23 protein-coding genes and 1 tRNA gene are annotated in these 25,983 nt (G+C 62.6%); 14 read left to right on the top strand and 10 right to left on the bottom strand.

Going from position 1 to position 25,983, the window contains the following annotated elements:
- Nucleotides 1–45: 45 nt before the first annotated feature.
- Nucleotides 46–213 (bottom strand): 50S ribosomal protein L32, encoded by a 168-nt coding sequence (gene rpmF / locus ACHFFR_RS09100; protein WP_394263949.1) that lies wholly within the window; start codon nt 211–213, stop codon nt 46–48.
- A gap of 193 nt (nt 214–406) precedes the next feature.
- Between rpmF and ACHFFR_RS09095 the strand changes: the two genes are divergently transcribed.
- The 4 genes from ACHFFR_RS09095 (at nt 407) to ACHFFR_RS09080 (ending at nt 3,096) form a co-directional block, all read left to right on the top strand.
- Nucleotides 407–1,060, top strand: coding sequence for an IMPACT family protein (locus tag ACHFFR_RS09095; RefSeq protein WP_394263948.1), 654 nt, complete (start codon nt 407–409; stop codon nt 1,058–1,060).
- 255 nt (nt 1,061–1,315) lie between these two features.
- Entirely contained in the window at nt 1,316–2,248 is a 933-nt protein-coding gene (cysK, locus tag ACHFFR_RS09090) for a cysteine synthase A (protein ID WP_394263974.1), read from the top strand.
- Nucleotides 2,249–2,257: 9 nt separating this feature from the next.
- Nucleotides 2,258–2,833 carry a serine O-acetyltransferase EpsC gene (epsC, locus tag ACHFFR_RS09085; RefSeq protein WP_394263947.1) on the top strand — a complete coding sequence of 192 codons (576 nt, stop codon included), beginning with the start codon at nt 2,258–2,260 and terminating at the stop codon, nt 2,831–2,833.
- Nucleotides 2,834–2,943: 110 nt separating this feature from the next.
- A complete protein-coding gene (locus ACHFFR_RS09080) occupies nt 2,944–3,096 on the top strand; it encodes a hypothetical protein (protein ID WP_394263946.1) in 153 nt (50 codons plus the stop codon).
- Here ACHFFR_RS09080 and ACHFFR_RS09075 read toward each other — a convergent pair.
- A complete protein-coding gene (locus tag ACHFFR_RS09075) occupies nt 3,093–3,551 on the bottom strand; it encodes a ribose-5-phosphate isomerase (protein ID WP_394263945.1) in 459 nt (152 codons plus the stop codon). The genes ACHFFR_RS09080 and ACHFFR_RS09075 overlap by 4 nt on opposite strands.
- A 96-nt stretch (nt 3,552–3,647) precedes the next feature.
- Between ACHFFR_RS09075 and ACHFFR_RS09070 the strand changes: the two genes are divergently transcribed.
- Together ACHFFR_RS09070 and ACHFFR_RS09065 are read left to right on the top strand one after the other, a co-directional pair.
- Nucleotides 3,648–5,660 carry a M13 family metallopeptidase gene (locus tag ACHFFR_RS09070; protein ID WP_394263944.1) on the top strand — a complete coding sequence of 671 codons (2,013 nt, stop codon included), beginning with the start codon at nt 3,648–3,650 and terminating at the stop codon, nt 5,658–5,660.
- Nucleotides 5,661–5,766: 106 nt separating this feature from the next.
- Nucleotides 5,767–6,762 carry a DUF808 domain-containing protein gene (locus ACHFFR_RS09065; protein WP_394263943.1) on the top strand — a complete coding sequence of 332 codons (996 nt, stop codon included), beginning with the start codon at nt 5,767–5,769 and terminating at the stop codon, nt 6,760–6,762.
- 31 nt (nt 6,763–6,793) lie between these two features.
- Here ACHFFR_RS09065 and ACHFFR_RS09060 read toward each other — a convergent pair whose 3' ends face one another.
- Entirely contained in the window at nt 6,794–7,393 is a 600-nt protein-coding gene (locus tag ACHFFR_RS09060; RefSeq protein ID WP_394263942.1) for a DsbA family protein, read from the bottom strand.
- Nucleotides 7,394–7,551: 158 nt separating this feature from the next.
- Here ACHFFR_RS09060 and pepN point away from each other — a divergent pair, with 158 nt between their 5' ends.
- Together pepN and ACHFFR_RS09050 are read left to right on the top strand one after the other, a co-directional pair.
- A complete protein-coding gene (gene pepN, locus ACHFFR_RS09055; RefSeq protein WP_394263941.1) occupies nt 7,552–10,095 on the top strand; it encodes an aminopeptidase N in 2,544 nt (847 codons plus the stop codon).
- Nucleotides 10,096–10,288: 193 nt separating this feature from the next.
- On the top strand, nt 10,289–10,813 hold the full coding sequence (locus ACHFFR_RS09050; RefSeq protein WP_394263940.1) for a DNA-3-methyladenine glycosylase I: 525 nt from the start codon (nt 10,289–10,291) through the stop codon (nt 10,811–10,813).
- 3 nt (nt 10,814–10,816) lie between these two features.
- On the opposite strand, the gene ACHFFR_RS09045 is transcribed toward ACHFFR_RS09050, so the two are convergent.
- Both ACHFFR_RS09045 and malQ read right to left on the bottom strand, forming a co-directional pair.
- Nucleotides 10,817–11,062, bottom strand: a complete 246-nt coding sequence (locus ACHFFR_RS09045; RefSeq protein WP_394263939.1) for a PTS sugar transporter subunit IIB — start codon at nt 11,060–11,062, stop codon at nt 10,817–10,819.
- Between the two features lie 36 nt (nt 11,063–11,098).
- Nucleotides 11,099–13,240 carry a 4-alpha-glucanotransferase gene (gene malQ, locus ACHFFR_RS09040; protein ID WP_394263938.1) on the bottom strand — a complete coding sequence of 714 codons (2,142 nt, stop codon included), beginning with the start codon at nt 13,238–13,240 and terminating at the stop codon, nt 11,099–11,101.
- Between the two features lie 148 nt (nt 13,241–13,388).
- On the opposite strand from malQ, the gene ACHFFR_RS09035 reads away from it, so the two are divergent.
- Entirely contained in the window at nt 13,389–14,279 is an 891-nt protein-coding gene (locus ACHFFR_RS09035) for an acyl-CoA thioesterase (RefSeq protein ID WP_394263937.1), read from the top strand.
- A 3-nt stretch (nt 14,280–14,282) separates the two neighbouring features.
- Here ACHFFR_RS09035 and ettA read toward each other — a convergent pair whose 3' ends face one another.
- The 4 genes from ettA to ACHFFR_RS09015 all read right to left on the bottom strand — a co-directional run bounded on the left by ettA (nt 14,283) and on the right by ACHFFR_RS09015 (nt 20,570).
- Nucleotides 14,283–15,965, bottom strand: a complete 1,683-nt coding sequence (gene ettA, locus ACHFFR_RS09030; protein ID WP_394263936.1) for an energy-dependent translational throttle protein EttA — start codon at nt 15,963–15,965, stop codon at nt 14,283–14,285.
- Between the two features lie 126 nt (nt 15,966–16,091).
- On the bottom strand, nt 16,092–16,835 hold the full coding sequence (locus tag ACHFFR_RS09025) for a single-stranded DNA-binding protein (RefSeq protein WP_394263935.1): 744 nt from the start codon (nt 16,833–16,835) through the stop codon (nt 16,092–16,094).
- A 734-nt stretch (nt 16,836–17,569) separates the two neighbouring features.
- Nucleotides 17,570–19,033 carry a GTP-binding protein gene (locus ACHFFR_RS09020; RefSeq protein ID WP_394263934.1) on the bottom strand — a complete coding sequence of 488 codons (1,464 nt, stop codon included), beginning with the start codon at nt 19,031–19,033 and terminating at the stop codon, nt 17,570–17,572.
- Nucleotides 19,026–20,570: a dynamin family protein gene (locus tag ACHFFR_RS09015; protein WP_394263933.1), complete on the bottom strand. Its 1,545-nt coding sequence runs from the start codon at nt 20,568–20,570 to the stop codon at nt 19,026–19,028. Before ACHFFR_RS09015 ends, ACHFFR_RS09020 begins: the two co-directional genes overlap by 8 nt.
- Nucleotides 20,571–20,661: 91 nt before the next feature.
- On the opposite strand from ACHFFR_RS09015, the gene ACHFFR_RS09010 reads away from it, so the two are divergent.
- From ACHFFR_RS09010 to ACHFFR_RS08995, 4 genes are all read left to right on the top strand, one after another.
- Nucleotides 20,662–20,734, top strand: a tRNA-Arg gene (locus ACHFFR_RS09010).
- Between the two features lie 39 nt (nt 20,735–20,773).
- Nucleotides 20,774–21,466 (top strand): oligoribonuclease, encoded by a 693-nt coding sequence (orn, locus tag ACHFFR_RS09005; protein WP_394263932.1) that lies wholly within the window; start codon nt 20,774–20,776, stop codon nt 21,464–21,466.
- Nucleotides 21,467–21,470: 4 nt separating this feature from the next.
- On the top strand, nt 21,471–22,964 hold the full coding sequence (locus ACHFFR_RS09000; RefSeq protein ID WP_394263931.1) for a sensor histidine kinase: 1,494 nt from the start codon (nt 21,471–21,473) through the stop codon (nt 22,962–22,964).
- Nucleotides 22,965–22,978: 14 nt separating this feature from the next.
- On the top strand, nt 22,979–23,656 hold the full coding sequence (locus ACHFFR_RS08995) for a response regulator transcription factor (RefSeq protein ID WP_394263930.1): 678 nt from the start codon (nt 22,979–22,981) through the stop codon (nt 23,654–23,656).
- A gap of 6 nt (nt 23,657–23,662) precedes the next feature.
- Here ACHFFR_RS08995 and ACHFFR_RS08990 read toward each other — a convergent pair whose 3' ends face one another.
- A complete protein-coding gene (locus tag ACHFFR_RS08990; protein WP_394263929.1) occupies nt 23,663–25,024 on the bottom strand; it encodes a phosphotransferase family protein in 1,362 nt (453 codons plus the stop codon).
- Between the two features lie 401 nt (nt 25,025–25,425).
- Between ACHFFR_RS08990 and ACHFFR_RS08985 the strand changes: the two genes are divergently transcribed.
- Complete coding sequence (locus tag ACHFFR_RS08985) at nt 25,426–25,581, top strand: hypothetical protein (protein WP_394263928.1); 156 nt, start codon at nt 25,426–25,428, stop codon at nt 25,579–25,581.
- The last annotated feature ends 402 nt before the right edge of the window (nt 25,582–25,983 follow it).

Here is a 25,983-nt window from a genome sequence, read left to right as displayed (position 1 = left end):
CTCCCCGGATTGGGGAGGCCCTCGTTCGACCGTGATGGTCAACGATTAGTCGAGGTCAACAAGACCCTTCTGCGCTGCCTTAGCGAGGCGACGCGGAATGCGCTTCTCAACGCCACCAGCGCGGACCGGCTGAAGCTCCGTGAGCTGTGCCTTCCACTGGGAGCGGCGAGAGCGGGTGTTGCTGCGAGACATCTTGCGCTTGGGAACTGCCATTCCAACCGCTCCTTTCGGTACTCATATGACCTGCCGGTCATTCAATAATTCGGAGACATGCTCCGAGCAGACAGTCTGTGAGTCTAGCCCACCACCCCTCGGGAAAGCCACATTGTGAGGGGCAACTGTGCTGGGAAACACGTGCTCGGCCATGCCTGGCCTGCATCATCGGCGACCCTGCAATAATAGCGCCATGACTGACCTGCGCCTATCTACTCGCCGCGAGCTCCGGGCCGAGCTGGAGATCAAGCGTTCGCGCTTCATAGCGATTGCCCGGCGAGTGGGAAGCGTGGACGAGGCCCGCGCCGTTCTAGCGGACGCCCGCAGCGAGTTCCCCGACGCTCGCCACCACTGTTCGGCCTACGTCGTTTCCCAGTCCGACGCCCAGCCGGTGATGAATTCCTCCGACGACGGCGAACCGTCCGGCACCGCCGGACGCCCGATGCTGGACGTCCTCACCGGGCACGATCTCACTGACGTCTCGGTCGTCGTCGTCAGATACTTCGGCGGCACGCTGCTTGGCACGGGCGGGCTCGTCCGCGCGTATTCAGACTCGGTGCGGGCGGTGCTCTCCGATGCGCCGCTCGTCAAGCAGGTCGTCTATCGCAAACAGCGAGTCACGGTGGGTCACGCGCTCGCCGGCAAGGTCGAGGCCGATATTCGCGGGCGCGGCTACGAGGTGGTCGGCGTCGACTACGGCGCCAAGGCGGTGGATATCGACGTCGCCGTCGGCGATCCCGCAGACTTCGCCGCGCAGGTCGCGCAACTCAGCGCGGGCGATGCAACCCCGCACGACATCGGTACCGTCAACCACGAGGTGACCCACGGAACGTTTCCCACATGGTGAACGTCATTGACCACGCACTCCAACCTTGTAAACTAAAGCTTGTTGATCTTTCAAATACATCGACGCTCTAGTGTCGGCACAACACAGAAAGGACGTCATCCCATGAACCAGATGATCGCCATGATGTGTTGCCGTATGTGTCTGTAGGGTGGCAGACCTTAGTTTTCGTGCCCGTGTGCATGTGTGCCACCTCGGACCGCTCACCTGACGAGCATTTCCACGTTTTTGGCTATCTGCCAATAGTTTTTAAGGATCATCATGACTATTTTCAACAATGCAACTGACATCGTCGGCAACACTCCCCTCGTTCGCATCAACCGCCTCGCCGGCGATAACGCCAATGTGATTGGCAAGCTCGAGTTCTACAACCCCGCAAATTCGGTCAAGGATCGCATCGGCGTGGCGATCATTGACGCCGCAGAAAAGTCCGGCGAACTCGCTCCCGGTGGCACGATCGTCGAGGCGACGTCGGGCAATACCGGTATCGCGCTGGCCTGGGTCGGCGCCGCACGCGGCTACAAGGTCATCTTGACGATGCCCGCCTCCATGTCCAAGGAACGTCGCGCGCTTCTTCGCGGATTCGGCGCCGAACTCGAACTGACCGAGCCGGCCAAGGGCATGCAGGGAGCTGTGGATCGCGCCAAGGAGATCGCGGCGGAGAATCCCGGCTCGATTCTTGCCTCGCAGTTCGCCAACGAGGCGAACCCGGCCATCCACCGCGCCACCACGGGTCCGGAAATCTGGGAGGGAACAGATGGCAAGGTGGACGTGCTTGTGGCTGGCATCGGCACCGGCGGCACGCTGACCGGCGCCGGCTCCTACCTCAGGGAGCAGAACCCGGACATCCACCTCGTGGCAGTTGAGCCGGCAGAATCCCCGCTCCTATCCGGCGGCAAGGCCGGCCCACACGGCATTCAGGGCATCGGCGCGAACTTCGTGCCCGAGGTCTTGGACACCGAGATTTACAACGAGGTCGTCACGGTTGCGAGCTCCGACGCCGTCGACACCGCACGCCGCGCCGCACACGAAGAAGGCCTCCTCGTCGGAATCTCAGCGGGTGCCGCTCTCAAGGCGGCCAGCGAGATTGCCGCTCGCGAGGAGTTCGCGGGCAAAAATATCGTGGTCATCATCCCGGACTTTGGCGAGCGCTACCTCTCGACGCCACTGTTCGAGGGCCTCGTCGACTAAAGGACACCCATGGCGAAGATCAGTCTGTTTCATAAGATGCGCGAGGATTTGCAGGCGGCGGTCAATAACGATCCCGCCGCCCGCAACCAGCTCGAAGTCTTCCTGACCTACCCCGGCGTTCACGCCGTGTGGGCATACAGGGTGGCACACACCCTGTGGAATAAGGATGACCGGCTCAAGCTCCCCGCGCGCCTCCTGTCTCAGGCGATGCGCGGCCTGACCGGCGTCGAGATTCATCCGGGCGCGCAGCTGGGCCGCAGGCTCTTTATTGATCACGGCATGGGTGTGGTCATTGGCGAAACCGCCGAGGTTGGTGAAGACGTGATCATCTTCCACGGCACCACCCTCGGCGGTACGTCCATGAACCCGGGCAAGCGCCACCCCACGGTTGGAAACCGGGTCACGATTGGTTCGGGGGCCAAGGTTCTTGGTCCGATCACCATTGGCGACGACGTCGGGATCGGCGCCAACGCCGTCGTTGTCAAGGACGTACCATCGGATAACGTGGCGGTGGGAATCCCAGCGAAGAACACGCAAAAGAAAAAGGAAACCGAGCCGCTCATCGACCCGGCGATCCTGATCTAGGAAGGCCAAAAAGCCGTGAGAGTGGGTTGGGCGTGAAAGATTTTACTGCGGAGTTCGGCAGCGGGGCATACGGCGCCTAGGTTGCCCCCGCGAGCCCCGATGAGTTGGCCGTGGCATATACGTATCAGTTTGCTCGGCTGAGACCCGCGGTGATGAAGCTCCTGCTCCTTCCAACCGGAACGGGAGCAATCATCACGCGTGACGAGGTCACGGAAGTGATCGGCCCGGATCAAAAAGTGCGGATCCAGGGGCCGAGCGCCTAGAACTCGCGCTGGCCGTCCTCGTAGGCACTCATCATGTCGATGCGCGACTGGTGGCGCGATTCGACGTCGAAGTCAGTCGACACGAAAATGTCCACAAACTTCGTGGCCTCCTCGATCGAATGCTGACGCGCCCCAAGCGAGATGACATTCGCGTTGTTGTGCTCCCGTGCGAGCTCGGCGGTTGACTCGTTCCACACCAGCGCCGCGCGCACGCCCTTGACGAGGTTCGCTGCCATCTGCTCGCCGTTTCCGGACCCGCCGATAACGATGCCAAGCGAGCCTTCGTCGTCGACGACGGCCTGACCTGCCGCGAAACACACGGGCGGGTAGGCGTCGAGCGCGTCGTACTCCGTGTAGCCGTGATCCACAATCTCGTGGCCGGCCTCCTGGAGGTGCTCAATCAGGTGCTCTCTCAGTTCAAAACCCGCGTGATCCGCGGCAATATGTATACGCATGCCCCCCATTATAGGAGCACCGAGCGTGGGCGCGCGGAGTTCTTCACAGCCAGCGGTCGGTTTCGGGTTCGCTCACCGCACCCCTAGACTGTGATTATGACGAATGACAACACAACCCGCGAGATTCTCGACGGGATTGACACCGATATCCGCCCTCAAGACGATCTTTTCCGCCACGTCAATGGTCCGTGGCTCGACGAGGCCGAGATCCCGGCCGATCAGTCCTCCACCGGCGGCTTCATGGATCTTCACCTCCAGTCCGAGCGCGATGTGCGCGAGATCCTCGAAGAGGTCACCGCCAAGGTTCTCGACGATCCGGAGGTGGCCGAGGGCTCAGAAGAGCAGAAAATCGCCAATCTTTATGCCTCGTTCATGAACGAAGATCGCGTGAACGGCCTAGGAAACGCGCCGCTCCAAACCGAATTTGATCTGATCAAAGATGCACACGACAAGGACGATTTGGAGATCGTCGTCGGTCGCTTGTACTCCACCGGAGTACCAATGCCTTTCGGTATCGACGTCGACGCCGACCGCAACAATCCGAATCAGTACATCACCTGGCTCTACCAATCGGGATTGGGGCTACCAGACGAGGCGTATTACCGCGACGACGAGTATGCCGAGTACCGCGAGAAGTACCGCGAGTTCATCCCCACCCTGTACTCGCTGGCCACCGGTCACGACGATGCGGCGGCTAAGGAAGCCGCCGAGCAGATCATGGACTTCGAGACGAAGCTCGCCTCGCATCACATGACCGTCGTCGAGACGCGCGATGCCGACAAGACGAACAACCCGATGACGTGGGACGAGCTGAAGGCCACCGCGCCCGGATTTGATTGGGACGCCGCGTTCGACGCGATGGACCTGTGGCCGAGCAACGCGCCGACCTTCCTCGTGATGACCCCGGACGCGCTCAAAGGCTTCGGAGACGAGTGGCAGGCGGCCGATCTCGACCAGCTCAAGACCTACCTCGAGTGGAAGGTTGTCCTCGCCCGCGCCCCCTACCTGAACGAGGAAATCGTCCAGACAAACTTCAACTTCTACGGCAAAGTGCTCTCGGGCACTGAGGAAATGCGCGAGCGCTGGAAGCGCGGCGTGAGCCTCGTCAACTCCGTGCTCGGCGAGGCCGTGGGCAAGATCTACGTAGAGCGGCACTTCCCGCCGGAGCACAAGGCGAAGATGATGCAGCTCGTCGAGGACCTGATCGCAGCTTACGATGAGTCGATCCGCAACCTTGACTGGATGACGGATGAGACGAAGGACAAGGCACTCGCTAAGCTTGGCACGACGGTCACGAAGATCGGTTATCCGGACAAGTGGCGCGACTACTCCAAGCTCGTGGTCACCGACGAGCTCATGGCGAACATTCGCTCGGCCGAGCGCTTCGAACACGATCGTCAGGTCAACAAGCTCGGCACCGAGGTGGACCGCACCGAGTGGTACATGAATCCGCAGACGGTCAACGCCTACTACAACCCCGTGGCCAACGAGATCGCGTTCCCGGCAGCCATTTTGCAGCCGCCGTTCTTCGACGCCGACGCCGACCCCGCCTACAACTACGGCGGAATCGGCGCCGTGATCGGCCACGAGATCGGGCACGGCTTCGATGATCAGGGCTCCAAGTACGACGGCGAGGGCCGCCTGAACAACTGGTGGACCGACGAGGATCGCGCCGAGTTCGAGAAGCGCACCAAGTCGCTTGTGGGCCAGTACGAGCAGTACACGCCGGCGCAGCTGGGCGAATCGTCGCACCACGTGAACGGCGAATTCACCCTTGGTGAGAACATCGGAGACCTCGGTGGCCTGTCCATTGGGTTGAAGGCCTACGACATCGCCATGAAGCGAGAAGGCCACGACGACGCACACGGCGCCCCGGAGATTGAGGGTTACACGGGAATCCAGCGCGTGTTCCTCAACTGGGCACGCATTTGGAAGACGAAGCGCCGCGACGAGCTCGTCATTCAGTACCTCGCAATCGATCCGCACTCCCCCGCCGAGTTCCGCTGCAACGGCGTGGTGAAGAACGTGGACGCATTCGCCGAGGCGTTCGACGTGTCTGAGGACGACGAGCTCTGGCTCGCGCCCGAGGAACGCGTGCGCATCTGGTAACTGCCCAGATTTCTAGCGGGGCCGGCAACGTCCGGCCCCGCTAGCATTTTTGTCCTGTTCGTCGTGTAATCTGACATTCTCAGAACTTGATTTGAAGGGATACCACGTGGCTACTGGTCTCATCGCGCTCCTGGATGACATTGCGGCACTTGCACGCGTTACCGCCGCTTCACTCGACGACATCGCGGCCGGCGCCACGAAGGCCGGCTCGAAAGCGGTTGGCGTGGTCATTGACGACACGGCCGTCACTCCCCAGTACGTTGATGGCCTCAAGCCCTCGCGCGAGCTCCCGATCATCAAGCGCATTTTCGTTGGATCCCTGCGCAACAAGCTCCTGTTTATCGTTCCGGTGGCCCTGCTGCTCTCCGAATTTATCCCGTGGCTCCTCACGCCTTTGCTCATGCTCGGCGGCACGTACCTGACCTACGAGGGCGCGCACAAGGTTATCGAGAAGCTTCGGCGCGGCAAGGAAACGAAGTCGGACGCCCCGGCCGTCGTCAAGGGCAAGGAAGCCGAAGACAAGATCGTCAAGGAAGCCACCACCACCGATTTCATCCTCTCGGCCGAAATCATGGTCATCTCGCTCAACGAGGTCACCGACGAGGTGTTCTGGATGCGCGCGGTAATCCTCGTCGTCGTCGCGATTGCGATCACGGTGCTGGTCTACGGAGCTGTCGCACTGCTCGTCAAAATGGACGACGCCAGCGTGTGGCTCGCCAAGCGCGAGAACACGTTGGTTCAAAAAATCGGGCGCGGTCTCTATGCCGCCATGCCCAAGCTCATGAGTGCGATTACGGCCATCGGCACGGTCGCTATGCTGTGGGTCGGCGGACACATCGTGCTCGTCGGCCTCGAGGAAATCCTGTGGTCAGTGCCCTACGACCTCGGCCACACCATCACGGCCGCCATCGCCGGCACCGGCGGCGGCTTCTTCGTGTGGCTCATCGACACCCTGTACGCCACCCTCTTTGGCCTCATCTGGGGCGCGATTGTGTACGGCATCGTCTCGCTCCTGCCCGTTAGCCACGGCCAGGACGAGGACACCAAGTTGGAGACCGACGACGACGGCACGGTCCACATCCGTAGCCGCTCGCAGGCCTAGCTGCCGCGCGCTGGCCTTGCGGCACGCTGGTCTAGTTAAAGATCGGCCCGACGTCGCGCGAGCGCTTGAGCTCGAAGAACCCATCGGTCTGGGCGAGCGCGAGCGTCCCATCCCACGCCTTCGCAGCGTCCTCACCCTGAGGAGCGGGCGACATGACGGGGCCGAAGAACGCGGTTCCCGCAGCCTCAATGATGGGCACACCGACGTCGTCGCCGACGAGGTCCAAGCCGGTCTGGGTGGAGGCGCGGACGGCGTCGTCGAACTCCCCTGCCTTCGCACGCTCGAGGAGCTCGGCGTCCAAGCCGACCGCCTCGAGAGCCGCGAGGATCGTCTCGTCGGAGTGCGGCTGGTCGTTGTTGTGGGCGCGGGTGCCGAGCTCTGTGTAGAACTCGCCCACCGTATCCGGCGCCGTCTGCGCGACGGCCATGCCGATGCGACCCCAGTTCCGGACCTCGTCGATGTGCTTGCGGTAGTCCTCCGGAAGCTCGCGATCGCGATTGAGCTCGAAGAGGGAGAACGGGCGCCACGTCACGTCGAGGTCGCGAAGCTCCGACACCTCGACGAGCCACCGAGACGTAATCCAGGTCCACGGGCAGGACGGGTCAAACCAAAAATTCACTTTTTCACTCATGGATTCATTATCCATGGTTTCTCGGGGGCTTTAGCCACGGTTTTGGCACTTGGTGAAATCGCAGGGCCGGTGTAGGCGGCTAGGAGCGGGCAGGCGTAAACTCGTGCGGGTACACGCAGGGTTCCGTGAAGACCCGTGAGGACCCAGGAAAGGACACCATGCCAGGACAAAACCTGACGCGCGCCGAAGCTGCCGAGCGCGCGAATCTCATCGCTACGAAGGATTATCGAGTCGAGCTCGATCTGACCGACTCAAAGACGTTCCGCTCGCAGACCACCGTCACGTTCACCGCCGAGCCGGGTTCGCGCACGTTCATCGACCTCATCGCCGATTCCGTGGAAAAGATCGTTCTCAACGGCGAGGAGCTGCCCGCGGATTCCTTTGCAGATTCACGCATTGCGCTGCCGAACCTACAGGCGGACAACGAACTGTATATCGACGCCACGTGCCCGTTCTCGCATACCGGCGAAGGCCTGCACCGCGCGGTGGATCCGGCCGATGGCGAGGTCTACCTGTACTCCCAATTCGAGGTGCCCGATGCGCGCCGCGTGTACGCCGTGTTCGAGCAGCCGGACCTCAAGGCTGAGTTCACCTTCGTCGTCGACGCGCCAGAAGAGTGGAACGTCTTCTCGGTCTCCCCAACCCCGGAGCCGACCCCGCTTCGCGAGGGCGTCGCACGCTGGGAGTTCACCCCGACCGAGCCGATTTCCTCATACCTGACCTGCATTGTCGCTGGGCCGTACCGCGGGGTCACGGGAACCTACACCTCCACCGACGGCCGCGAGATCCCGATGGGCGTCTACGCGCGCGCATCGCTCGAGGAGTACCTCGACGGCCAGGAGATCATCGACATCACCATCGCCGGAATGAAGGTCTTCGAAACAGAGTTCGACGTGCCCTACCCGTTCCGCAAGTACGATCAGATCTTCGTACCCGAATTCAACGCCGGCGCGATGGAGCACCCGGGCTGCGTGACGATCCTCGACGACTACGTCTTCCGCTCCCGCCCCACCGAGGCGCTCGTTGAGCGCCGCGCGATCACCGTGCTTCACGAGCTCGCCCACATGTGGTTCGGCGACCTCGTGACGATGAAGTGGTGGGATGACCTGTGGCTCAACGAGTCGTTTGCCGAGTTCATGAGCCATGTGGCCACCGCGAAGGCTACCCGCTGGACGGACGCGTGGGTCACGTTCAACGCCTCGGAAAAGGTGTGGGCGCAGATGCAGGATCAGCTCCCGTCGACCCATCCGATCGCAGCCGACATCGTCGACCTCGAGGCCGTCATGGTCAACTTCGATGGCATCACGTACGGCAAGGGCGCTGCGGTCTTCCAGCAGCTCGTCGCCTACGTCGGTTACAACGAGTTCATGAGCGGCGTCTCGGCCTACCTTAAGAAGAAGGCGTGGGGCAACGCGACGCTCAACGACCTCCTCGTCGAGCTCGAAGCAGCCTCCGGCCGCGACCTCAAGGCGTGGTCCAAGCTCTGGCTCGAGGAGGCGGGCATCAATACGCTTCGCCCGCAGTTCAAGGACCACGACGGCGCGATCCGCGACTTCGTTGTTCACCAGTCTTGCGATGAGCATGCGTCCCTGCGCCCCCACCGGCTGGGTATTGGCGGATACTCGATGGTTGACGGCTCCTTCGAGCGCGTCTTCTACGAGGAAGTCGATATCGACGGCGAAGAAACGGCGATTGGCGCGCTTGACGGCGTCGCTCGCCCGGAGCTGATCCTCCTCAACGATGGCGACCTCGCGTACGCGAAGGTCCGACTCGATCCGGAATCGGCCGCCGCAGCGAGCGAGAATATCAACGCGTTCACCGACCGCCTGCCGCGCGCGCTCGTCCTCGCCAACCTGTGGGACATGTGCCGCGACGCCGAACTTTCGGCCACGGATTACGTGCGCCTTGCGCTGTCCGCGCTTGAGACCGAGGATCACGGCACCGTGTTGCGGTACCTGCTATCCCAGCTCGAGCTCGCAACGAATCTCTACTCGGCGCCTGCGACTCGCGAGGCACTGAAAGACGAGGTGGCCGCGGCCCTGTTCGAGATCCTCGACGGCGCCGAGCCCGGTTCGGATCGTCAGCTTCAGATCGCGATGGCGGCTGTGGGACTCGCCCGCGAGCCGCAGCTCGATCTTGTGGCCGGATGGCTCGAGGGCGCGGATGTTCCTGACGGGCTTGAGGTAGACGCGAACTTCCGCTGGGTCGTGCTGCGTCGCCTTGCAGCTGCCGGCCGCGTGGATGAAGACGCCCTCAACACAGAGCTCACCGAGCGCGATAACACCGCCTCGGGCGCCGCCGGCGCGGCACGTGCTCGCGCGTCGATCTCGGATGCGGGTGCCAAGGAGCGCGCGTGGGAGGACATCACGGGAGGCAAGATCTCCAATACCGTGCAGCGTTCGCTCGCGCTCGGATTCACCGAGGGCAAGCCCGAGCTCCTCGTGCCCTACGTGGATCGCTACTTCGGCGAACTCCTCAACCAGTGGGAGAACCGGACGCTTCAGTTCTCGCAGAACTTCTCGATCTACGCCTTCCCGATCCCGCTGGTCGGGCTGGACGTGGGCGTCGACCTCGTTGAGCGCACCCAGCAGTGGCTCGACGACAACGGCGACGCCGCGCCCGCCCTTCGCCGCATGGTGTCGGAGGGACTCTCGCGCGCCGAGCGCGCTGCGAAGGCTCAGGAGCGCGACGCTCAGAACTAAGCGGATGTCAGCGGCTGCGGCTAGACTCGCAGGGCTAAGAGGTCACGGGGCTAAGAGGTCACCGGGCTTAGAGGTCGCAAGGCTGCTCTCGCTGAACCGCGATAGTTATCCACGGGATGGGGAATGCACACGCTTTCCCCATCCCGTGCTTTGTGCGCGGCTGTGATCACGCGAGATTCCCTAGGATGACCACATGAACGACATCAAGCGGCCCGATTGGGCAAACTCATCCGACCTGCTACGCGACTACTACGACGAGGAGTGGGGTTTCGTCGTCTCCGACACCCGCGGCATTTACGAGCGCATCGTCCTCGAAAGCTTCCAGTCCGGCCTCTCGTGGGAGACAGTTCTGAAGAAGCGCCCCGCCTTTCGCGAGGCCTTCGACAACTTCGACCCCGCGGCCGTCGCCGCCTATACCGACGAGGACGTCGCCCGGCTCCTCGACAACCCCGCGATCATCCGTAACGAGCGGAAGATCCGGGCGGCGATAGCTAATGCGAAGGCGACAGTCGGCCTCGAAAAGTCAGGTGTGAGCCTGGCGGATCTCGTCTGGTCGTACGCGCCAGACGATCCGATTGGCGAGGGCCCGGAGGCGAGTCAGTCAGCGGAATCGAAAGCGTTAGCCAAGGCGCTTAAAGAGCGCGGGTTCACGTTTGTTGGGCCGGTGACGATGTTTGCCCTCATGCAGGCGATAGGAATCTACGAGCACCGGCTCTGAGAGCTAGAGCTGGACGTTACCTGGCACGTGCTGGCCGAGCTCGGCGGCAATGTCCTCGGCGTCTGGGCCCAAGATGAGTTGGACGGCGTCTTTTTGAATGACGACTCCGAAGGCTCCGAGGTCGCGGATTGCCTGTTCGTCAATGAGGCCACGTTCGGATACGCCGACTCGAACGCGGGTGAGCGCGCCCTCAATCGTGCGAATATTCTCCATACCGCCAAGGGCGGTCAGGAGAGCCTCGATATCCATCATTGCCTTCCGAGAATGCCAGGAGGTTCTCCAAGCTTAGTCTCGGGTGGCCTCGATTTCATCGTTCAGGGCATTCACAAGCGAGACGAGGCGGGGATTCTTCGCCAAATCTTCCACGAGAACCACCTGTTCGGTGCCATCGGCAAGAGGAATCCGCCAGTTCGGATACTCCTGATCCGTGCCCGGCTGGTTCTGCGCGCGTCGCTCGCCCACGGCGTTGACCAGCGAGACCTGAATCATCGGTGCCGGAGTGTGCGCGACGAACTGGTGCAGCGCCTCCACGATCTCGCGCTCGGATGGGTTCTCCCCCACCAAGCCATGCTCGCGCAGGCGGTACATGACGCGCTCGCGCTCTTCGCGCGCTTCCTCGTGCATCTCCTCAACCGGCTTGACCAGCAGGCCGAGGCTTTCACGAAGATCGACGTGCTCGCCGGCGAGATACCCGGCCGCGGGCGGAAGGTCGTGGGTATCAACGGACACCATCGCATCGGACCGGAACTGTTCGGGGTGAATCGGCCAACCGGCGTCGTCCTTTTCAAACCAGAACACCGACGTGCCAAAGATTCCGCGCTCGCTCAGGTACTCGCGCACCCACGGCTCGACCGTGCCGAGGTCTTCGCCGACCACGATCACGCCGGCAAGGTGCGCTTCGAGGAGCAGAACGCCCACCATGGCTTCGTGGTTAAAGCGGACGTACGTGCCCTGCGTAGGTGACATGCCTTGCGGGATCCACCAGAGGCGGAACAGACCCATGATGTGGTCGACGCGCAAGAGGCCAGCGTGGCGCATGACCGTGCGCGCCATATCGCGCAGCGGCGCGTAGTCCATCTCTTCGAGGGTGTCCGGGCGCCACGGCGGCTGGCTCCAGTTCTGACCCTGCTGGTTGTACATGTCGGGCGGAGCGCCCACGCCGATGCCCTTCGCGAAGGCGTCGGGGATCATCCACACATCTGCCCCGCGCGGGTGGACGCCCACGGCGAGGTCATGCGAAATTCCGATGCGCATGCCCGCGCGCCGCGACTCGTCTTGCGCCTTGCGCAGCTGGTCATCCATGACCCACTGCAGCCACGCCCAGAAGTCGACCCGTTCTTGGAGCTGGCGGCGTTCACGCGCGACGTACGGCGAGGCCACGTTCAACAGCTGTGGCGGCAATTCGATGCCATACTTTTCAACAAGCGCACACCACAGCGCGAAGTCCTCGAGGCCCTCGCCTTCGATCTCGCGGAAGCGTTCGAAATCGCGCTGGCGGAGCTGGGAACGGCCCGCGGCATAAATGACCTCTAGTGCCTCACGCTTGGCCTTCCACGCCGAATCGCGGTCAATCGGGTGGTTCTCGAGCGACATCTTCTTGACGTTCTCGCTCGCCCACGTGACCAGCGAGCGCTGCGGACCGGACATGTAGGCGACCTCGCGGATGTCCTCGGGCCGGATATACATCGGGTTAAAGAATCGGCGGGTGACAGGCAGGTAGGGCGAGGGCGAGATCGGCTCGATCGGCTCGGCCGCATGGAGCGGGTTGACGAGGAGGAAGTCCGCGCCCATCTCGCCAAAGAGTGAGCCCATCTCGGCAAGATCAGCGGTATCGCCAATCCCCCACGATTCGCGTGAGCGGGTGGAGTACAGCTGCGCCATCATGCCCCACGCGCGGCCAGCCAGCTGATCTTCGACATCGAGTCTGGTTGGAGTGACGATGAGCGTCGCGTCAGCTTCCGTCGTCGCGCCCTCGTGCTCCACTCGGGCACGGAGCTTGTGGTAGCCGAGCGGCATCCCCTCGGGCACGGTGAACGACGCCTGACCCAAAAGAGCACCATCAACTACTCGCGGCTCAGTAAAGTCCTCGATTTGACGCGCGCCGAACGTACCGCCGTCGTCGGTCACAACCTCCACCTGAACGGTTGCTCCGTGCGGAATGTGGACCTGGAAGGGCGTCTCGCGGTCGTTGCGTGCAACCGTGCACGAGGGCAGGACAGTGCGCCACTCGCGCTCGCTGCGCATTTGCAACTCGTGATTGATTGTTTCATCCGTCGATGCGTCGACGCCCATAGCCCTGAGCACTGCTATGAGGGTCGCGTTGGAGACCTCGTTATAGTTGCCGTCGAAATCCCAAAAGTCCGTCGCTACGCCGTAACTATCGGCTAGAGCCCTGATGAGGTGCCGGCTTACCTCGCCATGCGTCATTGCATCTCCTTCGAAAACCATCTGCCCTAAGTGTGCCAGACACCGACTTTCTTGTGAAACTCATTGCACCGTCTTGCAACGATTCTCCGAGCTCACAATGGCTAAGATGACAGCACGAGGTATGGACAAATCGTGAAAGCATTGAGACATGACGTATTTACCGGTGCCCGACACCCACAACGAGCCGCTGTCCTCCGTTCTGCGAACGCTGAGGATGAAAGAGCGGGAGGAAAATTCGTATCAGGGGTCGAACCTGTATCAGATTTCCGGGCGGGTATACGGCGGCCAGGTGTTCGCCCAGACGGTGGTCGCGGCTCGGGCCACGGTTGCCGATGAGTTTGCCGGGCGCGAGATCCACTCGATTACCGCCGCGTTCTTGCGGCCGGGAGCTCTCGACGTGCCCACGCAATTTGACGTGGAAGAAGTGCTCGATGGCAGGTCGTTCTCAACTCGCCGCGTCCACGCATCTCAAAACGGCAAAACGATTCTGTCAGCTCGCGCGTCCTTCCAGGAGATTCAGCCAGGAGTCGAGCACGAGACGCCGATGCCCGATGCCCCGGATCCCGAGACGCTGGATTCATCAGCGGCTCTGTTCGCAAGCATTGATCACCCCGCGGCGAAGGCGATGAGCTCAACGAACGCGATCGACATGCGGCACGTGGGCGGCGGGATCTGGATGAAACCGGCGCCCGTCAGCGACGATCCCGTCCTCATTTGGTTCCGGCTGCGCAATCGGATGCCCGACGACGCCACCCAGCTCCTTCACCGCGCCATCCTCGCCTACAGCTCGGATCAGTTCATGCTCGAGCCGGTCATGCGCAAGCACGGCATGTTCTGGACAAGCCCGCAGCTCTCGCTGGCCACGCTCGACCACGCGATCTGGTGGCACCGGGACATCGACATGTCCGAGTGGGTGCTCGCCGAGCTCACGAGCCCGAGCGCGCAGGGCGGCCGAGGACTCTCGCTCGCGCGATTCTTCCAAGACGGGCGCCACGTGGCGACCATGTCCCAAGAGGGCATGGTCCGCACGCGGGCTTAGCAATTAGTCGCGCTTGAACTTTCGGTAGGTCATCGCGCTTGGGCGGGCAGCTTCCTCGCCAAGGCGCTCGACCTTGTTCTTCTCGTATGCCTCGAAGTTTCCTTCGAACCAGTACCAGCTGGCCGGATCTTCTTCCGTGCCCTCCCACGCCAAGATGTGGGTGGCAACGCGATCGAGGAACCAGCGGTCGTGGGTGATGACCACGGCGCAGCCCGGGAACTCGAGCAGAGCGTTTTCGAGCGATCCTAGGGTTTCGACGTCCAGATCGTTGGTCGGCTCGTCGAGGAGGATCACGTTTCCGCCCTGCTTGAGCGTGAGCGCGAGGTTCAGCCTGTTGCGCTCGCCGCCGGAGAGGATGCCAGCCTTCTTCTGCTGGTCAGCGCCCTTAAATCCGAATGCGGAGACGTACGCGCGCGAGGGCATTTCGACCTTGCCCACCTGAATGTAGTCGAGGCCGTCCGAGACGACTTCCCACAGGGTCTTGTCCGGATCGATGCCCGCACGCGTCTGGTCGACGTACGAAAGCTCAACGGTCTCGCCAATCTTGAGTTCGCCGTCGTCGAGCGGCTCGAGCCCAACGATCGTCTTGAAGAGCGTCGTCTTTCCGACGCCGTTCGGGCCAATGATGCCAACGATGCCGTTCGGGGGCAGGTTGAACGAGAGGTTGTCGATGAGCACACGCTCGCCGAAGCCCTTCTTGATGTCGTTCGCCTTGATCACGACGTTGCCCAGACGCGGGCCCGGCGGAATCTGAATCTCTTCGAAATCGAGCTTGCGCATCGACTCCGCTTCGCGAGCCATCTCTTCGTAGCGCTGTAGACGCGCCTTCGACTTCGCCTGACGGCCCTTCGCGGACGAGCGCACCCAGGCGAGCTCGTCCTTCAGGCGCTTTTGCAGCTTGGCGTCCTTCTGGCCCTGAATCTTCAGGCGCTCAGCCTTCGTCTCGAGGTAGGTCGAGTAGTTGCCCTCGTACGGGTAGAGCTTGCCGCGGTCGACTTCGGCGATCCACTCGGCCACGTGGTCGAGGAAGTAACGATCGTGGGTAATCGCGATGACTGCGCCTTGGTAGTGCTGGAGGTGCTGCTCGAGCCACAGCACGGATTCGGCGTCCAAGTGGTTGGTGGGCTCGTCGAGGAGCAGGAGATCCGGCGCTTCGAGCAGGAGCTTACACAGCGCGACGCGGCGGCGCTCACCACCGGAAAGAACATTGACCGGGGTGTCTGGCGGCGGGCACCGAAGCGCGTCCATCGCCTGCTGGAGCTGGGCGTCGATGTCCCACGCATTTGCGGCGTCGATCTCCGTCTGAAGCTTGCCCATTTCTTCCATCAGGGCGTCGAAGTCGGCATCCGGATCAGCCATCTCCATGCCGATGGCGTTGAAGCGCTCGACCTTGGCGAGGATGTCAGCGACTCCCTCGCGGACGTTTTCAATGACGGTCTTATCTTCGGTGAGTGGCGGCTCCTGCAGCAGGATGCCAACCGTGTATCCGGGCGACAGACGCGCTTCACCATTGGACGGCTTATCGAGGCCGGCCATGATCTTCAAAATCGTTGACTTACCGGCACCATTCGGGCCGACCATACCGATTTTCGCGCCGGGGTAGAACGCCATCGTCACGTCATCGAGAATGACCTTGTCACCCACCGTCTTGCGGGTGTTGATCATCTGGTAAATAAACTCAGCCACTGTTCTCCAATTGCTTGTTGTTCGCGATTGCAACCACACCCCAGCCTAATTTATCCCCCGGATTGCGCAAAGGCGTGCGCCTAGGCGGTTGGTCTCACCTAGGCGCAACGCCCGCTCGGCAGCGCGTTACGCGTCCACGAGCTCGTGGTCGTCCTCGCCGTAGTCCGCATCCTCCAGCGCGTCATCCAACGTATCGTCCAGCTCGTCGTCCAGCGCTTCAAGGTCCGCCAGGTCGACGTCGTCGGGAACGACGCCGTCCGCATCAACAACCCCGCTCACGTCAACACCGCCGTTCTCGCCAACGCCGCCATTTTGGTCAACGACGCCGTCCGCTCCCGGCACGCCCGTGTCAGCTCGCGAGCCGCTCGTGCCAGCTCGCGAGTCGCCCGTGCCAGCTCGCGAGTCGCCCGTGCCAGTCCAACCCTGCTCGGGCTCGGTTCTTTCACTCACGTCGGTCCACCCCGGCTCACCGGGCTGAGGCTTCAACACCCTGTCCGAGCGCTTCGTGTAATCAACGATCCCGTTGGACAACTCAACGCCCACCGAATCGGCAATGATCGCAAGCTCGCTGTTTTGGTTTCCGCTCTTGTCCATCCACAAGCGGGTTGTGAGGCGCCCGCGCACCATGACGGGCATGCCCTTGCTCAGGCTCATGGCCGCATTCTTGGCGAGCGCGCCGTAGCACCGCACCGAATACCAGGTGGTTGCCCCGTCGGTGTATTGGTTTTCGAAGCGGTTGAAATACCTCGGGGTCACACCCACGCGGAAGATGGTGGTCGCTCGGTTCGGGTTCTCGCCCGCGCTCCGGTTGTCGAACAGTTTCGGCTCTCCGCCGATCCAGCCTCGGATTGTTACATGCGTATCGTTCATCAGGTCTCCTTAGTCGATTGATGTACATCCGACTTTGCCAACCTGACGAAAATCGTGCGTTGGCCAAGTGCCCAAATGTGAATCGTTGGCGCGTTTCGGCGCCTGTGGAGAAACTTTCGGGCACCGTCTAGCAGCTCTCTTCAGCCCACGACGACTCGCCCCTCCGGCGTCGTTCCATCTCCCGGCAACTCCCCACCCGGCGTCGCCCCCCGCACCCAATAAACCGCCGTCGCAACAAGCTAGGCGGCGTACCAAACGGGTTGTTTCACCCCAGGCGGCGTACCAAACGGAGAAGGGCGTACCAAACGAGGGGGTCACGAACCCATCTAGTACGCCGCCCAGCAACAACCGCCACCACAACACTCAAGCGGCGTACCAAACGACTTCTGGCGCCCCAGGCGGAGCACCAAACGGGTTGTTTCACCCCAGGCGGCGCACCAAACGGAGAAGGGCGTACCAAACGAGGGGGTCACGAACCCATCTAGTACGCCGCCCAGCAACAACCGCCACCACAACACTCAAGCGGCGTACCACACGACTTCTGGCGCCCCAGGCGGAGCACCAAACGGGTTGTTTCAGCCTAGGCGGCGTACCAAGCGGAGAAGGGCGTACCAAACGAGGGGGTCACGAACCCATCTAGTACGCCGCCCACCAAAACCACCACCACAACACCCAAGCGGCGTACCAAACGGGTTCTAGCGCCCCAGTTCTAGCGCATCGGGCCGGCGCCGCGCCTACGGGTGGAAGACGTCCGAGTTCAGCTCGGTTCGGGTGATGCGATGCTGCTCGAGAACGTCGCGCGGCCCGCTCACCAGATGCTCGTCGGTGACGTCGGCGACGGCGGCGCGGATTGTCTCGTCATACCTGTCCGCGGCCGAATGGGCGTTGGCGCGGACGGCTCGTCGGCCGAGCCACGCCGCAAGGGAGCCGAGCACCACAGCCACCACACCGACCGCAACCCGAACAGGAAGATCCCACGGCGCAAACACGGCGATGCCCACGCCCGCAATCGCGAGCACCACGAACAGCACGATCCCCACGATGGCCGGCATGCGCGAGATCGATGGCAGTTGCGTGGATCGGATGGTGTTCCCGAGCTCTCGCCTGAACCGGTCTGCCTGCGACACCTTGGACGTCACCACGTCCTGCCACACCTCTGGCAGTCCCTGGCGAACGTGCGCCACCCACGCATCGCGGATGGCGTGAACCATCGTATTGGCGGGCTGCTCGGGTACGACGAGCGCCGGCGCCTGGTAGGACTCCCCCGACACCCGAATAGATTCGACGACGGACGGAATGCCCGAAGAGCGCACGATGCGGTCGTTAATATCGTCGACGGCGGGCCCGGACGTCTCGGCCTCGCCCTCGCCCAGGTTGTCACGCAAGCGGCGAGCAATAGCGTCCAACTCCGCGGCCGCCGTCTGTACGTTGATCGACGGCCCAGCGACGGCGTCGGCCAGCTTCGTCCGAATCTCATCCACGTTTTCGCCCGTCAGGGCAGAGGCCGCAAGAATCGGCACACGCGTGAGGCCATCTTGATCGAGCAGGGCGCGAAGATCCCCCATGATCGTTTCGCGCTCGCCGTCGGGCACGCGGTCGATCTGGTTCATGACTACGAGCATCGCGTCTTGTCGCCCGGCCAATCCCGCCAAGAAGTCTTGATGCAACACTTGGTCGGCGTACTTTTGCGGATCCACGATCCACACGAGCAGATCCACCATCGGCAACAGGCGATCTACCTGCGCAGAGTGCGCGAGTTGCACGGAATCGTGATCGGGCAGATCCAGCAGCACGAGCCCGTCGAGGTTGTCTTTGCCGGCGGTCAGGATGGACGAGTGCTCGATTCGCCTGTCGGCGTCCACCTCGAGGTAATTGAGCAGCTCGGTGGCGTCCACGTTGAACGTGCAGGCGGCGGCGCGCTCTGTCGTCGGCCGAATGTCGCCCTGATCGGCAAAGTTCAGCTCGGTGATGGCATTGAACATGGTCGACTTACCCGAGCCGGTGCCTCCCACAAGCGCGGCCACTGTCGTGTCAATACCCACGCGCATGCGTTCTTGCGCGCGGCGCAGATCGTCCTGAGCGCGCGAGGCCACGAACGGGTCAAAGAATCGCCCGCCCGCCGCAACCGCACGCTGCAGAGCTTGGAGCCTTCCAATGACTTCGTTCGGCGTTTCCGAATCCATCTTCGTCCTATCCATTGAGCAGTTCACTCGCGCGAACGCGCAAGGTGGTGGCATCCCCGACGTCCACTGTATCCACGACGCCGGTATACACGGCCACGAGCTCGTCCAACGCGTCGCGGACTCGGGTTGCTAGATCCTCGCGCACCTCGAACACGAGATCCTTCACGTCGAGCCCCTCGGTCACTTTGCGCGCCCCGGCGATTCCGCCGGCAGCAACACCCAAGAGCGAGGCCGTGCCAGAAGATCCCAACCACGGGTTATCCGGCATCCGCTTTGTCGTAATGTCCTTCTTCCACATCGCGAGCGCCCGGTCCACGATCGCGTCGATGTCGAGTTTGCCGTTCGCTTCCTCAAGAAGCTGTTCTGTATTCACGACGTCGGCGCGCCAGGCCTCGTTGACGTTCGCCTGTGCGGTGGTTAGGCCTTGGGTGAGAGCCACGCGCACCGAGGTCAGAATCGTGTCGAAGATCGTGGTCATCGCCCTGTCGCGGGTGGCGGAGCGACGGTCGAACAGGCTCGGTTTGCGCCCGGCAACCATGCCGGCCAGCGGGCCGCCGGTCGAGGCGAGAGACAGCCACGAGGTGGTGGGAGCGCCCTGCCCGAACCGGCCGTTGGCGATGTTGGTGACCAGCTTGTCCACTGGTTCCTGGGCGCCCTCGTATGCCTTGTCTTTCAGGTCGGTCAACGCATTGTCCTGCGCCTCCACGGCATCTGCGAGGAACAGCAAGTCGGTGCGCAACTGCGGCAACGTGGCGTTTGTTGTTCGATCGACGAGCGAATTGCCCGCCTTCGTCTTCGCCACGATTTCCAGCCACTCGCGCAACTCGCGCACGTACTGCTCGGGCAGCAGGCCAGAGTGCGCGCCGGCGTCGGGAATGATGAACAGCGGGCTCTCGGAAAGGCCCATCTGACCCATGCGGTCGGCCAGATCCTTCCTCACGGTCGTCAGCGCGCTTTCCGACACGCGATCCAGCACTACCGCGCAGGTGACCCCGCGCATGTTGGCCTGCTGGAGCGTATCCCACGCCACGGCGTCGCCGTACCTGGACGCCGTCGTGACGAAAACCCACAGATCCGCCGTATCGATCAGGCGCGAGGAGAGCGCACGGTTCGAATCGTCCACCGAATCCAGATCCGGAGCGTCGACGAGAACCACGCCCTCGATCGCCGAGTCCACCTGCTCGTACTTGCCCATGCGCGAGAGGGCATGGCCCATCATGCGCGGGTAGTCGGCGGGGTGCATGATCATGATCGGCGTGCGGGTAGTCGGGCGCAGCACCGACGCCGGCGAGACCTCCTTGCGCACCAGCGAGTTCACGAGCGTAGACTTCCCCGCCCCCGACGAGCCGCCGAACACAATGACGGCAGGCAGATCCGTGGACTCTAAATGCGGCAGGATCCGGCTCTCCAGCTGGGTAATCAACTGCTGGCGTGATTGCGAGAGCTCCCGTGAACCGGGCATGTCCAACGGCAGATGGGCGTTGTTGAGCGCCTCAAGGGTGCGGGACACGAGACCAGAAAGGCGTGCGCGGGAAAAAGCTGGAGTACTCACGCCCCTATTGTGTCGCATAACCACCACAAATTCAGTGAACCCGGCCGTGATTAACCCGTTTCCGGACCAGACCGGTAATATTTGCTTGCACGCCCTCATAGCTCAGCGGATAGAGCAGTGGCCTTCTAAGCCATGTGTCGCAGGTTCGAGTCCTGCTGGGGGCGCTCATCTTTATCGAATGAGAGGTCATGTAAGATTTGCCCGTGAGTACATTTTCTGCCCAAACCGCGCCCATCGTCTGGATCGACTGCGAAATGACCGGCCTCGATCTGGATATTGATTCACTCGTCGAGATCGCCGTCGTCGTCACCGACGCCGAACTGCAGCCACTGGACGAAGGCCTGCGAATCGTCATCAAACCCACGCCGGAAGCCGTGGCGCAGATGGATCCGTTCGTCCGCGACATGCACACGACGACGGGGCTGATTGAGCAGTGGGATGACGGGGTGTCGATCGGCGACGCCGAGGCGCAGGTTCTCGAGTACATCAAGCGTTTTGTTCCCGAGGCTCGCAAGGCTCCGCTCGGCGGCAACTCGGTGGGCACCGACCGCACGTTCATCGCTAGGGACATGCCTGCCCTCGACGCGCACCTCCACTATCGCCTCATCGACGTGTCCTCGATCAAGGAGCTCGCCAAGCGCTGGTATCCGCGCACCTACTTCGCGGCCCCCGAAAAGACGGGCAACCACACGGCCCTTGGGGACATCTACGATTCGATCGACGAGCTGCGCTACTACCGCGCGATTCTCATGCCAGCCGGCGACGGCCCGACCTCGGAGGAATCCCGCGAGGTCGCCTCGGCCGTGTCCGAGGACCTCACCCGCACCCGCGCCGAGGAAGCTGGGAAAGCTCTAGACGACGACTCATCTTCCTCTCATCTTCACACCGCACACTGAGACGATGAAGACCGCGAGCGCCTCCGAGCCAGCCACCATGGGCGCGCGCCTGCGCAAGGCGCTGAACTGGGGCACGGTCCGCTCGCGCATCACCGCAATTATTTTGCTCATCACCGCGGTATCGATGGCGGTGGTCGGCATTTTGGTCTCGGTTATTCAGTACCGCGGCACGCTCGAGTCCGTCGATTCGCACCTGTCTCACTCGGAGACGGTGGTGCGCAATTTCGCCGAACGGGTGGCAAGCGAAGACACCCTGTATGCGGACCAGCCGGTGGATACCTCGGAGTTTATCGTCCAGTTCATGCAGCAGCAGATCCCCGTCGAGAACGAGGGCATGCTGGGATTCGTGGGAGGGGAGCTGACGTTCCACCAGGGCGAGCTCGGCATTCCAGTCCAGCAAGATACGCAGCTCATCGAATCGATCACCCCACTGACCGCCTCCGAGTTCACCGAATGGAGCGATATTCGCTCCGACGTCGGCCACTACCGGGTGCTGAGCATTCCCGTGGCGGTCGGCGACACGGAGGCGGGCGCGATCGTCTTCGTGCACGATATCGGCGAAGAACTCGTGCCAATCCGTAGCTTCATCTGGACCTACCTGCTCATCGCTCTCATCACGATCCTCGTGGCGAGCTTCGCCGCGTGGTGGGCGGCCGGCCGCGTCATGGCACCGCTCGAGCGCCTGCGCCAGGCCACCATGCGCATCACGGAGCACAACTTCGACGAGCGCATCAAAACGCAGTCCACCGACGACCTGGCCGACGTTTCGCGCTCCTTTAACGCCATGCTCGACCGCATGGGCGCGGCGTTCTCCTCGCAGTACCAGTTGCTCGACGACGCCGGCCACGAGCTTCGCACGCCAGTCACGATTGTTCAGGGTCACCTCGAGCTCATGGACCCGCACGATCCGAGCGACGTCGAGTCCACCCGTGAGCTCGCTCTGGGCGAGCTCGACCGTATGCGCCGCCTCACCGACGATCTCGTGCTCTTGGCAAAGACGGAGCGCCCGGACTTCCTCAACTCTGAACCCGTGGACATCACGGACCTCATGCAGGATGCGTACTCGCACGCACGCCAGCTCGGCGATCGCGAATGGATACTGGGAGCCGTGGAGCCCGTCGTCGTCGTTGGTGATTCCCAGCGGCTGTTGCAGGCGATCCTCCAGCTCGCTGCCAACGCCGTGAAATTCTCTGACGAGGGTTCGCCGATCACGCTGTCTGCCGAGGTCAAGGGCGCCACGCAAGAAAAGAGGGAGCTCTACCTGTCGGTCACCGACGAGGGCGTGGGCATCGCGCCGGAGAATCAATCCCGCGTCTTTGAGCGCTTCGGCCGCGTGGACACCACCCGCCCGGGCGCTGGTCTTGGCCTGTCCGTCGTCTCGGGAATTGCGCACTCGCACGGCGGTGACGTGGCACTGACATCGGTGGAGGGTCAGGGCTCGACATTCTCGGTGGTTCTTCCTCTGGAGAACGAATCGCCCGTAGACTCGGACGTGTAAAGGAAGGGATTGCCGTGGCAAACATTCTGGTCATTGAAGACGAGCAGGGTATTTCCTGGTTCATCGCAAAAGGTCTCAAGGCCGCCGGCTATCAGACGACGGTAGTGGATACCGGGCGCGACGCCGTCTACCATCTGCTCACCGACGGCTACGATCTGGCGATTCTCGATATCGGCCTCCCTGACATCGACGGGTTCACCGTGCTCGAACAGGCCCGCGGCCAAGGGGTGTCGATCCCGGTGATTATCCTAACGGCGCGCTCGTCAGTGGAAGATACTGTCTCCGGCCTTGAGTCCGGAGCCGACGACTACATGGCCAAGCCCTTCCGGTTCGAAGAGCTTCTCGCTCGCGTGCGCCTGCGCCTGCGCGACGCCCAGCAGGGTGCCTCGAGCTCGAGCGACACGACGGTGGTCACCGCAGGCGACCTCACGCTCGACCTGCGCTCGCGCCGCGTCAACGTGGCCGGCAAAGACGAGGAACTCTCCGCGCGCGAGTTCGCGATGCTCGAGTTCTTCATGACCCACCCCGATCAGGTGCTCTCCCGCGCCCAGTTGCTCGACAACGTGTGGGGCTACGACTTCGACCCGGGCTCGAACGTGGTGGACGTCTACGTGCGCTATCTGCGCCAAAAGATCGGCAACGCGCGCCTAGAGACCGTGCGCGGTATGGGCTACCGGCTCGTCTCCCACTAAGCGACGCTAGACGCGGCGAGGGGCACGCTCGGGTTGCTTATGCGCGCTGGGCGACCATGACCTCGTGCGCTCCTCCCACCACAACACGCGCCTGATGCGCGCCTCAGCCTCGCGCGGCGCGCGATTGACATCGGAGTTCGACGCCATGGACAGCGCCACCGCCGTCGTCCGTGCGTACAGGTCGTAGGGGTTGGTGCGCGCCTCGAGATAGGCGCACCACTCCTCCAACACCTCTTCGGAGCGCGGATAGTAACTGCAGCGCATCCCGCCGGGGTTGAGGTATTCGAGGCGCTCCCGGTAGGGCTCGGAGGGGTCGGCCTCCACCCACTGATCCTCGGTGAGGAACGGGAGAACGGACACGTGCGCGAGCAGGCATCCCCAGTCGTCGTTGCGCTTGCCGGGGCCCACGTGATCGAGGTCGATCAGGGTGAGCTGACCGGCGTCGTCGATCAAAATGTTGGCCTCGAAGAAGTCGCCGTGCGTGGCCACGTCCGGGCCGCCGTAATCCTCGCCGATGATTTCCGTGACCATCTCCGTGATGCGATCGATATCCGGGGCGTAGGCGGGCAGGATCTCCCGCGCCGTCTTCGCGTAGTGGCGAACGCGCTTGGCCCACGAGCTGTGCTCGTCGAGCGCCGCCACCGCCGGCCCGAGCGCATCGAGGATCTGTTCGAACTCGGCGATCTTCGGGATCGCCTGGTCGGGTCGCATTGAAATCTCGTTAGAAAACGCGTGTCCGCGGGCCGTTTCGGAGACCACCACGCCGGACTCGGTGGAGTAAATGATCGCTGGTATCGGGGCGTCTCCTTCAGCGACGGCGTTCGTGCGGCGCACGAGCTCGCGCCCGGTTTTCGGGTGGAGGACTTTCCCGAAGGCCACCGACTGGCCGTCTTTCGTGTATTCGACGACGGCGCGCCTGGTGGGGCGGTAGACCACGACGTCGGCGCTCAGGTCGGGGATCCCGAGCTGGGCGCTCATATGCTCGGCGTGGGTGGCCTCGGGCAGCCCGGGCAGGGCCGGGTCGTGCGGGAATTGCCAGACGTGAATGGGATCGACCACCACGCCCGAGGGATCGGTAAAGGTGAGGACGGCGTCGGAGGTGTCGACCTTCTCCGTCGAAGCCGTCAGGTACGTGGAAAAATCGCGATCCGTAGCGCGGGCATTGACGAAATATCCCACCGAGACGCCGGCGCCCGGGCGAAGGAAAGGCTTGTCCGTCGAATAGTCGATGAGCGTCCAGCCCAGTGATTCGATTGCGCCCGCCACGATGGATTCGGCGTCCGGGGAGACGAGAAATGCAGCCACCTCAGCGTTCGTATCAATCGTGCGCTGCGAACTCTCGGCCGTGTGTCCCGTCGTTTCATCCATGCAGTTATTCCAACATAGAACGGGCAAAAAGTCGCCGCAGATGAGAACTTTCTCAGGGAGGCGGGCAAGAAAAAAGCGGATCAACAGATCCGCTTGTGCTATTTCTAGCGATGGGGTGGCTGAGTAGCACGTTCGGCAACTCCGCCCCCAAGACGAAAACTCTTGTCAACCGCTTGAATCGCGGGGTCTACGAGGTATCTCGACGTCCCCAGGATACCGCTCCGAAGGACGAGCGTGGCCCCGTCGTGAGGACTGTCGAGACGGCTCAAACTTTTCTCACCGCCGCTGAGATGGACGCGCTCGTCGGTGACTACCTAGCCGGTCTCAGCGACGTATAACTAGCTCAAAAGTATGGTGTGCACCGCGCGACTGTCTCGAAGCATCTCACCCGGAGCAACGTTGTGCGCCGCCAGCACGGCCTCACTACCGAGGAAGCCGCAGAGGCCGTGAAGCTGCACGGCGGTGGCATCTCGATGCGCGCGATAGCCCGCACGCTCGGCGTTGATCGTAAGCAGGTGCGCAGAGCACTCGGTGCAGCAATGATCACGGCTGGCTAACGTGCAGCATGTGGCAGTGCGCAGGTGTACTTAGTCCAGCAGAACATTACGATGCCGCTAACCTGAGTCAATGATCTCTCGTTACCATCTTGAGTGCCCGGGCTGTAAGAATGTTTTCATAGTTCGTCTGGGAGTCGAGCCAACCAGCGGGACTCGCTTTTATCTCCCTTGCCCGCATTGCCGTCTGCCGATCCGGGGCTCCATGTCTGGATCGGAACTCGAGAATCATCGAATCAATATAGAGTGCGAGGTAGTAAATGGCGTTGACCCGGACATTCCGGGTGCGCTTACCGTGACGATCAATCCATTTGTGCCTTCCCTATACGAAGCAGACTCTTTTGGTCTCGAAGGCGCCTTCCCCACGATGACTCTCACTCAAATTATCGGTTTCGATGAGTACAG

It is taken from the genome of Trueperella sp. (assembly GCF_043424875.1).
Classification (GTDB): domain Bacteria; phylum Actinomycetota; class Actinomycetes; order Actinomycetales; family Actinomycetaceae; genus Trueperella.
The sequence above is the reverse complement of the archived record's forward strand: the minus strand, read 5'-3'. Positions and strand labels throughout refer to the sequence as shown.

What these genes read in the sequence shown, in the direction of transcription:
- ACHFFR_RS08990 (WP_394263929.1), bottom strand. Translation starts at nt 25,024, where the DNA reads ATGGATGAAACGACGGGACACACGGCCGAGAGTTCGCAGCGCACGATT.
- ACHFFR_RS09060 (WP_394263942.1), bottom strand. Translation starts at nt 7,393, where the DNA reads ATGAGTGAAAAAGTGAATTTTTGGTTTGACCCGTCCTGCCCGTGGACC.
- pepN (WP_394263941.1), top strand. Translation starts at nt 7,552, where the DNA reads ATGCCAGGACAAAACCTGACGCGCGCCGAAGCTGCCGAGCGCGCGAAT.
- ACHFFR_RS09000 (WP_394263931.1), top strand. Translation starts at nt 21,471, where the DNA reads ATGAAGACCGCGAGCGCCTCCGAGCCAGCCACCATGGGCGCGCGCCTG.
- ACHFFR_RS09050 (WP_394263940.1), top strand. Translation starts at nt 10,289, where the DNA reads ATGAACGACATCAAGCGGCCCGATTGGGCAAACTCATCCGACCTGCTA.
- ACHFFR_RS09025 (WP_394263935.1), bottom strand. Translation starts at nt 16,835, where the DNA reads ATGAACGATACGCATGTAACAATCCGAGGCTGGATCGGCGGAGAGCCG.
- ACHFFR_RS09095 (WP_394263948.1), top strand. Translation starts at nt 407, where the DNA reads ATGACTGACCTGCGCCTATCTACTCGCCGCGAGCTCCGGGCCGAGCTG.
- ACHFFR_RS09035 (WP_394263937.1), top strand. Translation starts at nt 13,389, where the DNA reads ATGACGTATTTACCGGTGCCCGACACCCACAACGAGCCGCTGTCCTCC.
- epsC (WP_394263947.1), top strand. Translation starts at nt 2,258, where the DNA reads ATGGCGAAGATCAGTCTGTTTCATAAGATGCGCGAGGATTTGCAGGCG.
- ACHFFR_RS09075 (WP_394263945.1), bottom strand. Translation starts at nt 3,551, where the DNA reads ATGCGTATACATATTGCCGCGGATCACGCGGGTTTTGAACTGAGAGAG.
- rpmF (WP_394263949.1), bottom strand. Translation starts at nt 213, where the DNA reads ATGGCAGTTCCCAAGCGCAAGATGTCTCGCAGCAACACCCGCTCTCGC.
- ACHFFR_RS09045 (WP_394263939.1), bottom strand. Translation starts at nt 11,062, where the DNA reads ATGGATATCGAGGCTCTCCTGACCGCCCTTGGCGGTATGGAGAATATT.
- ACHFFR_RS09020 (WP_394263934.1), bottom strand. Translation starts at nt 19,033, where the DNA reads ATGGATAGGACGAAGATGGATTCGGAAACGCCGAACGAAGTCATTGGA.
- ACHFFR_RS09070 (WP_394263944.1), top strand. Translation starts at nt 3,648, where the DNA reads ATGACGAATGACAACACAACCCGCGAGATTCTCGACGGGATTGACACC.
- malQ (WP_394263938.1), bottom strand. Translation starts at nt 13,240, where the DNA reads ATGACGCATGGCGAGGTAAGCCGGCACCTCATCAGGGCTCTAGCCGAT.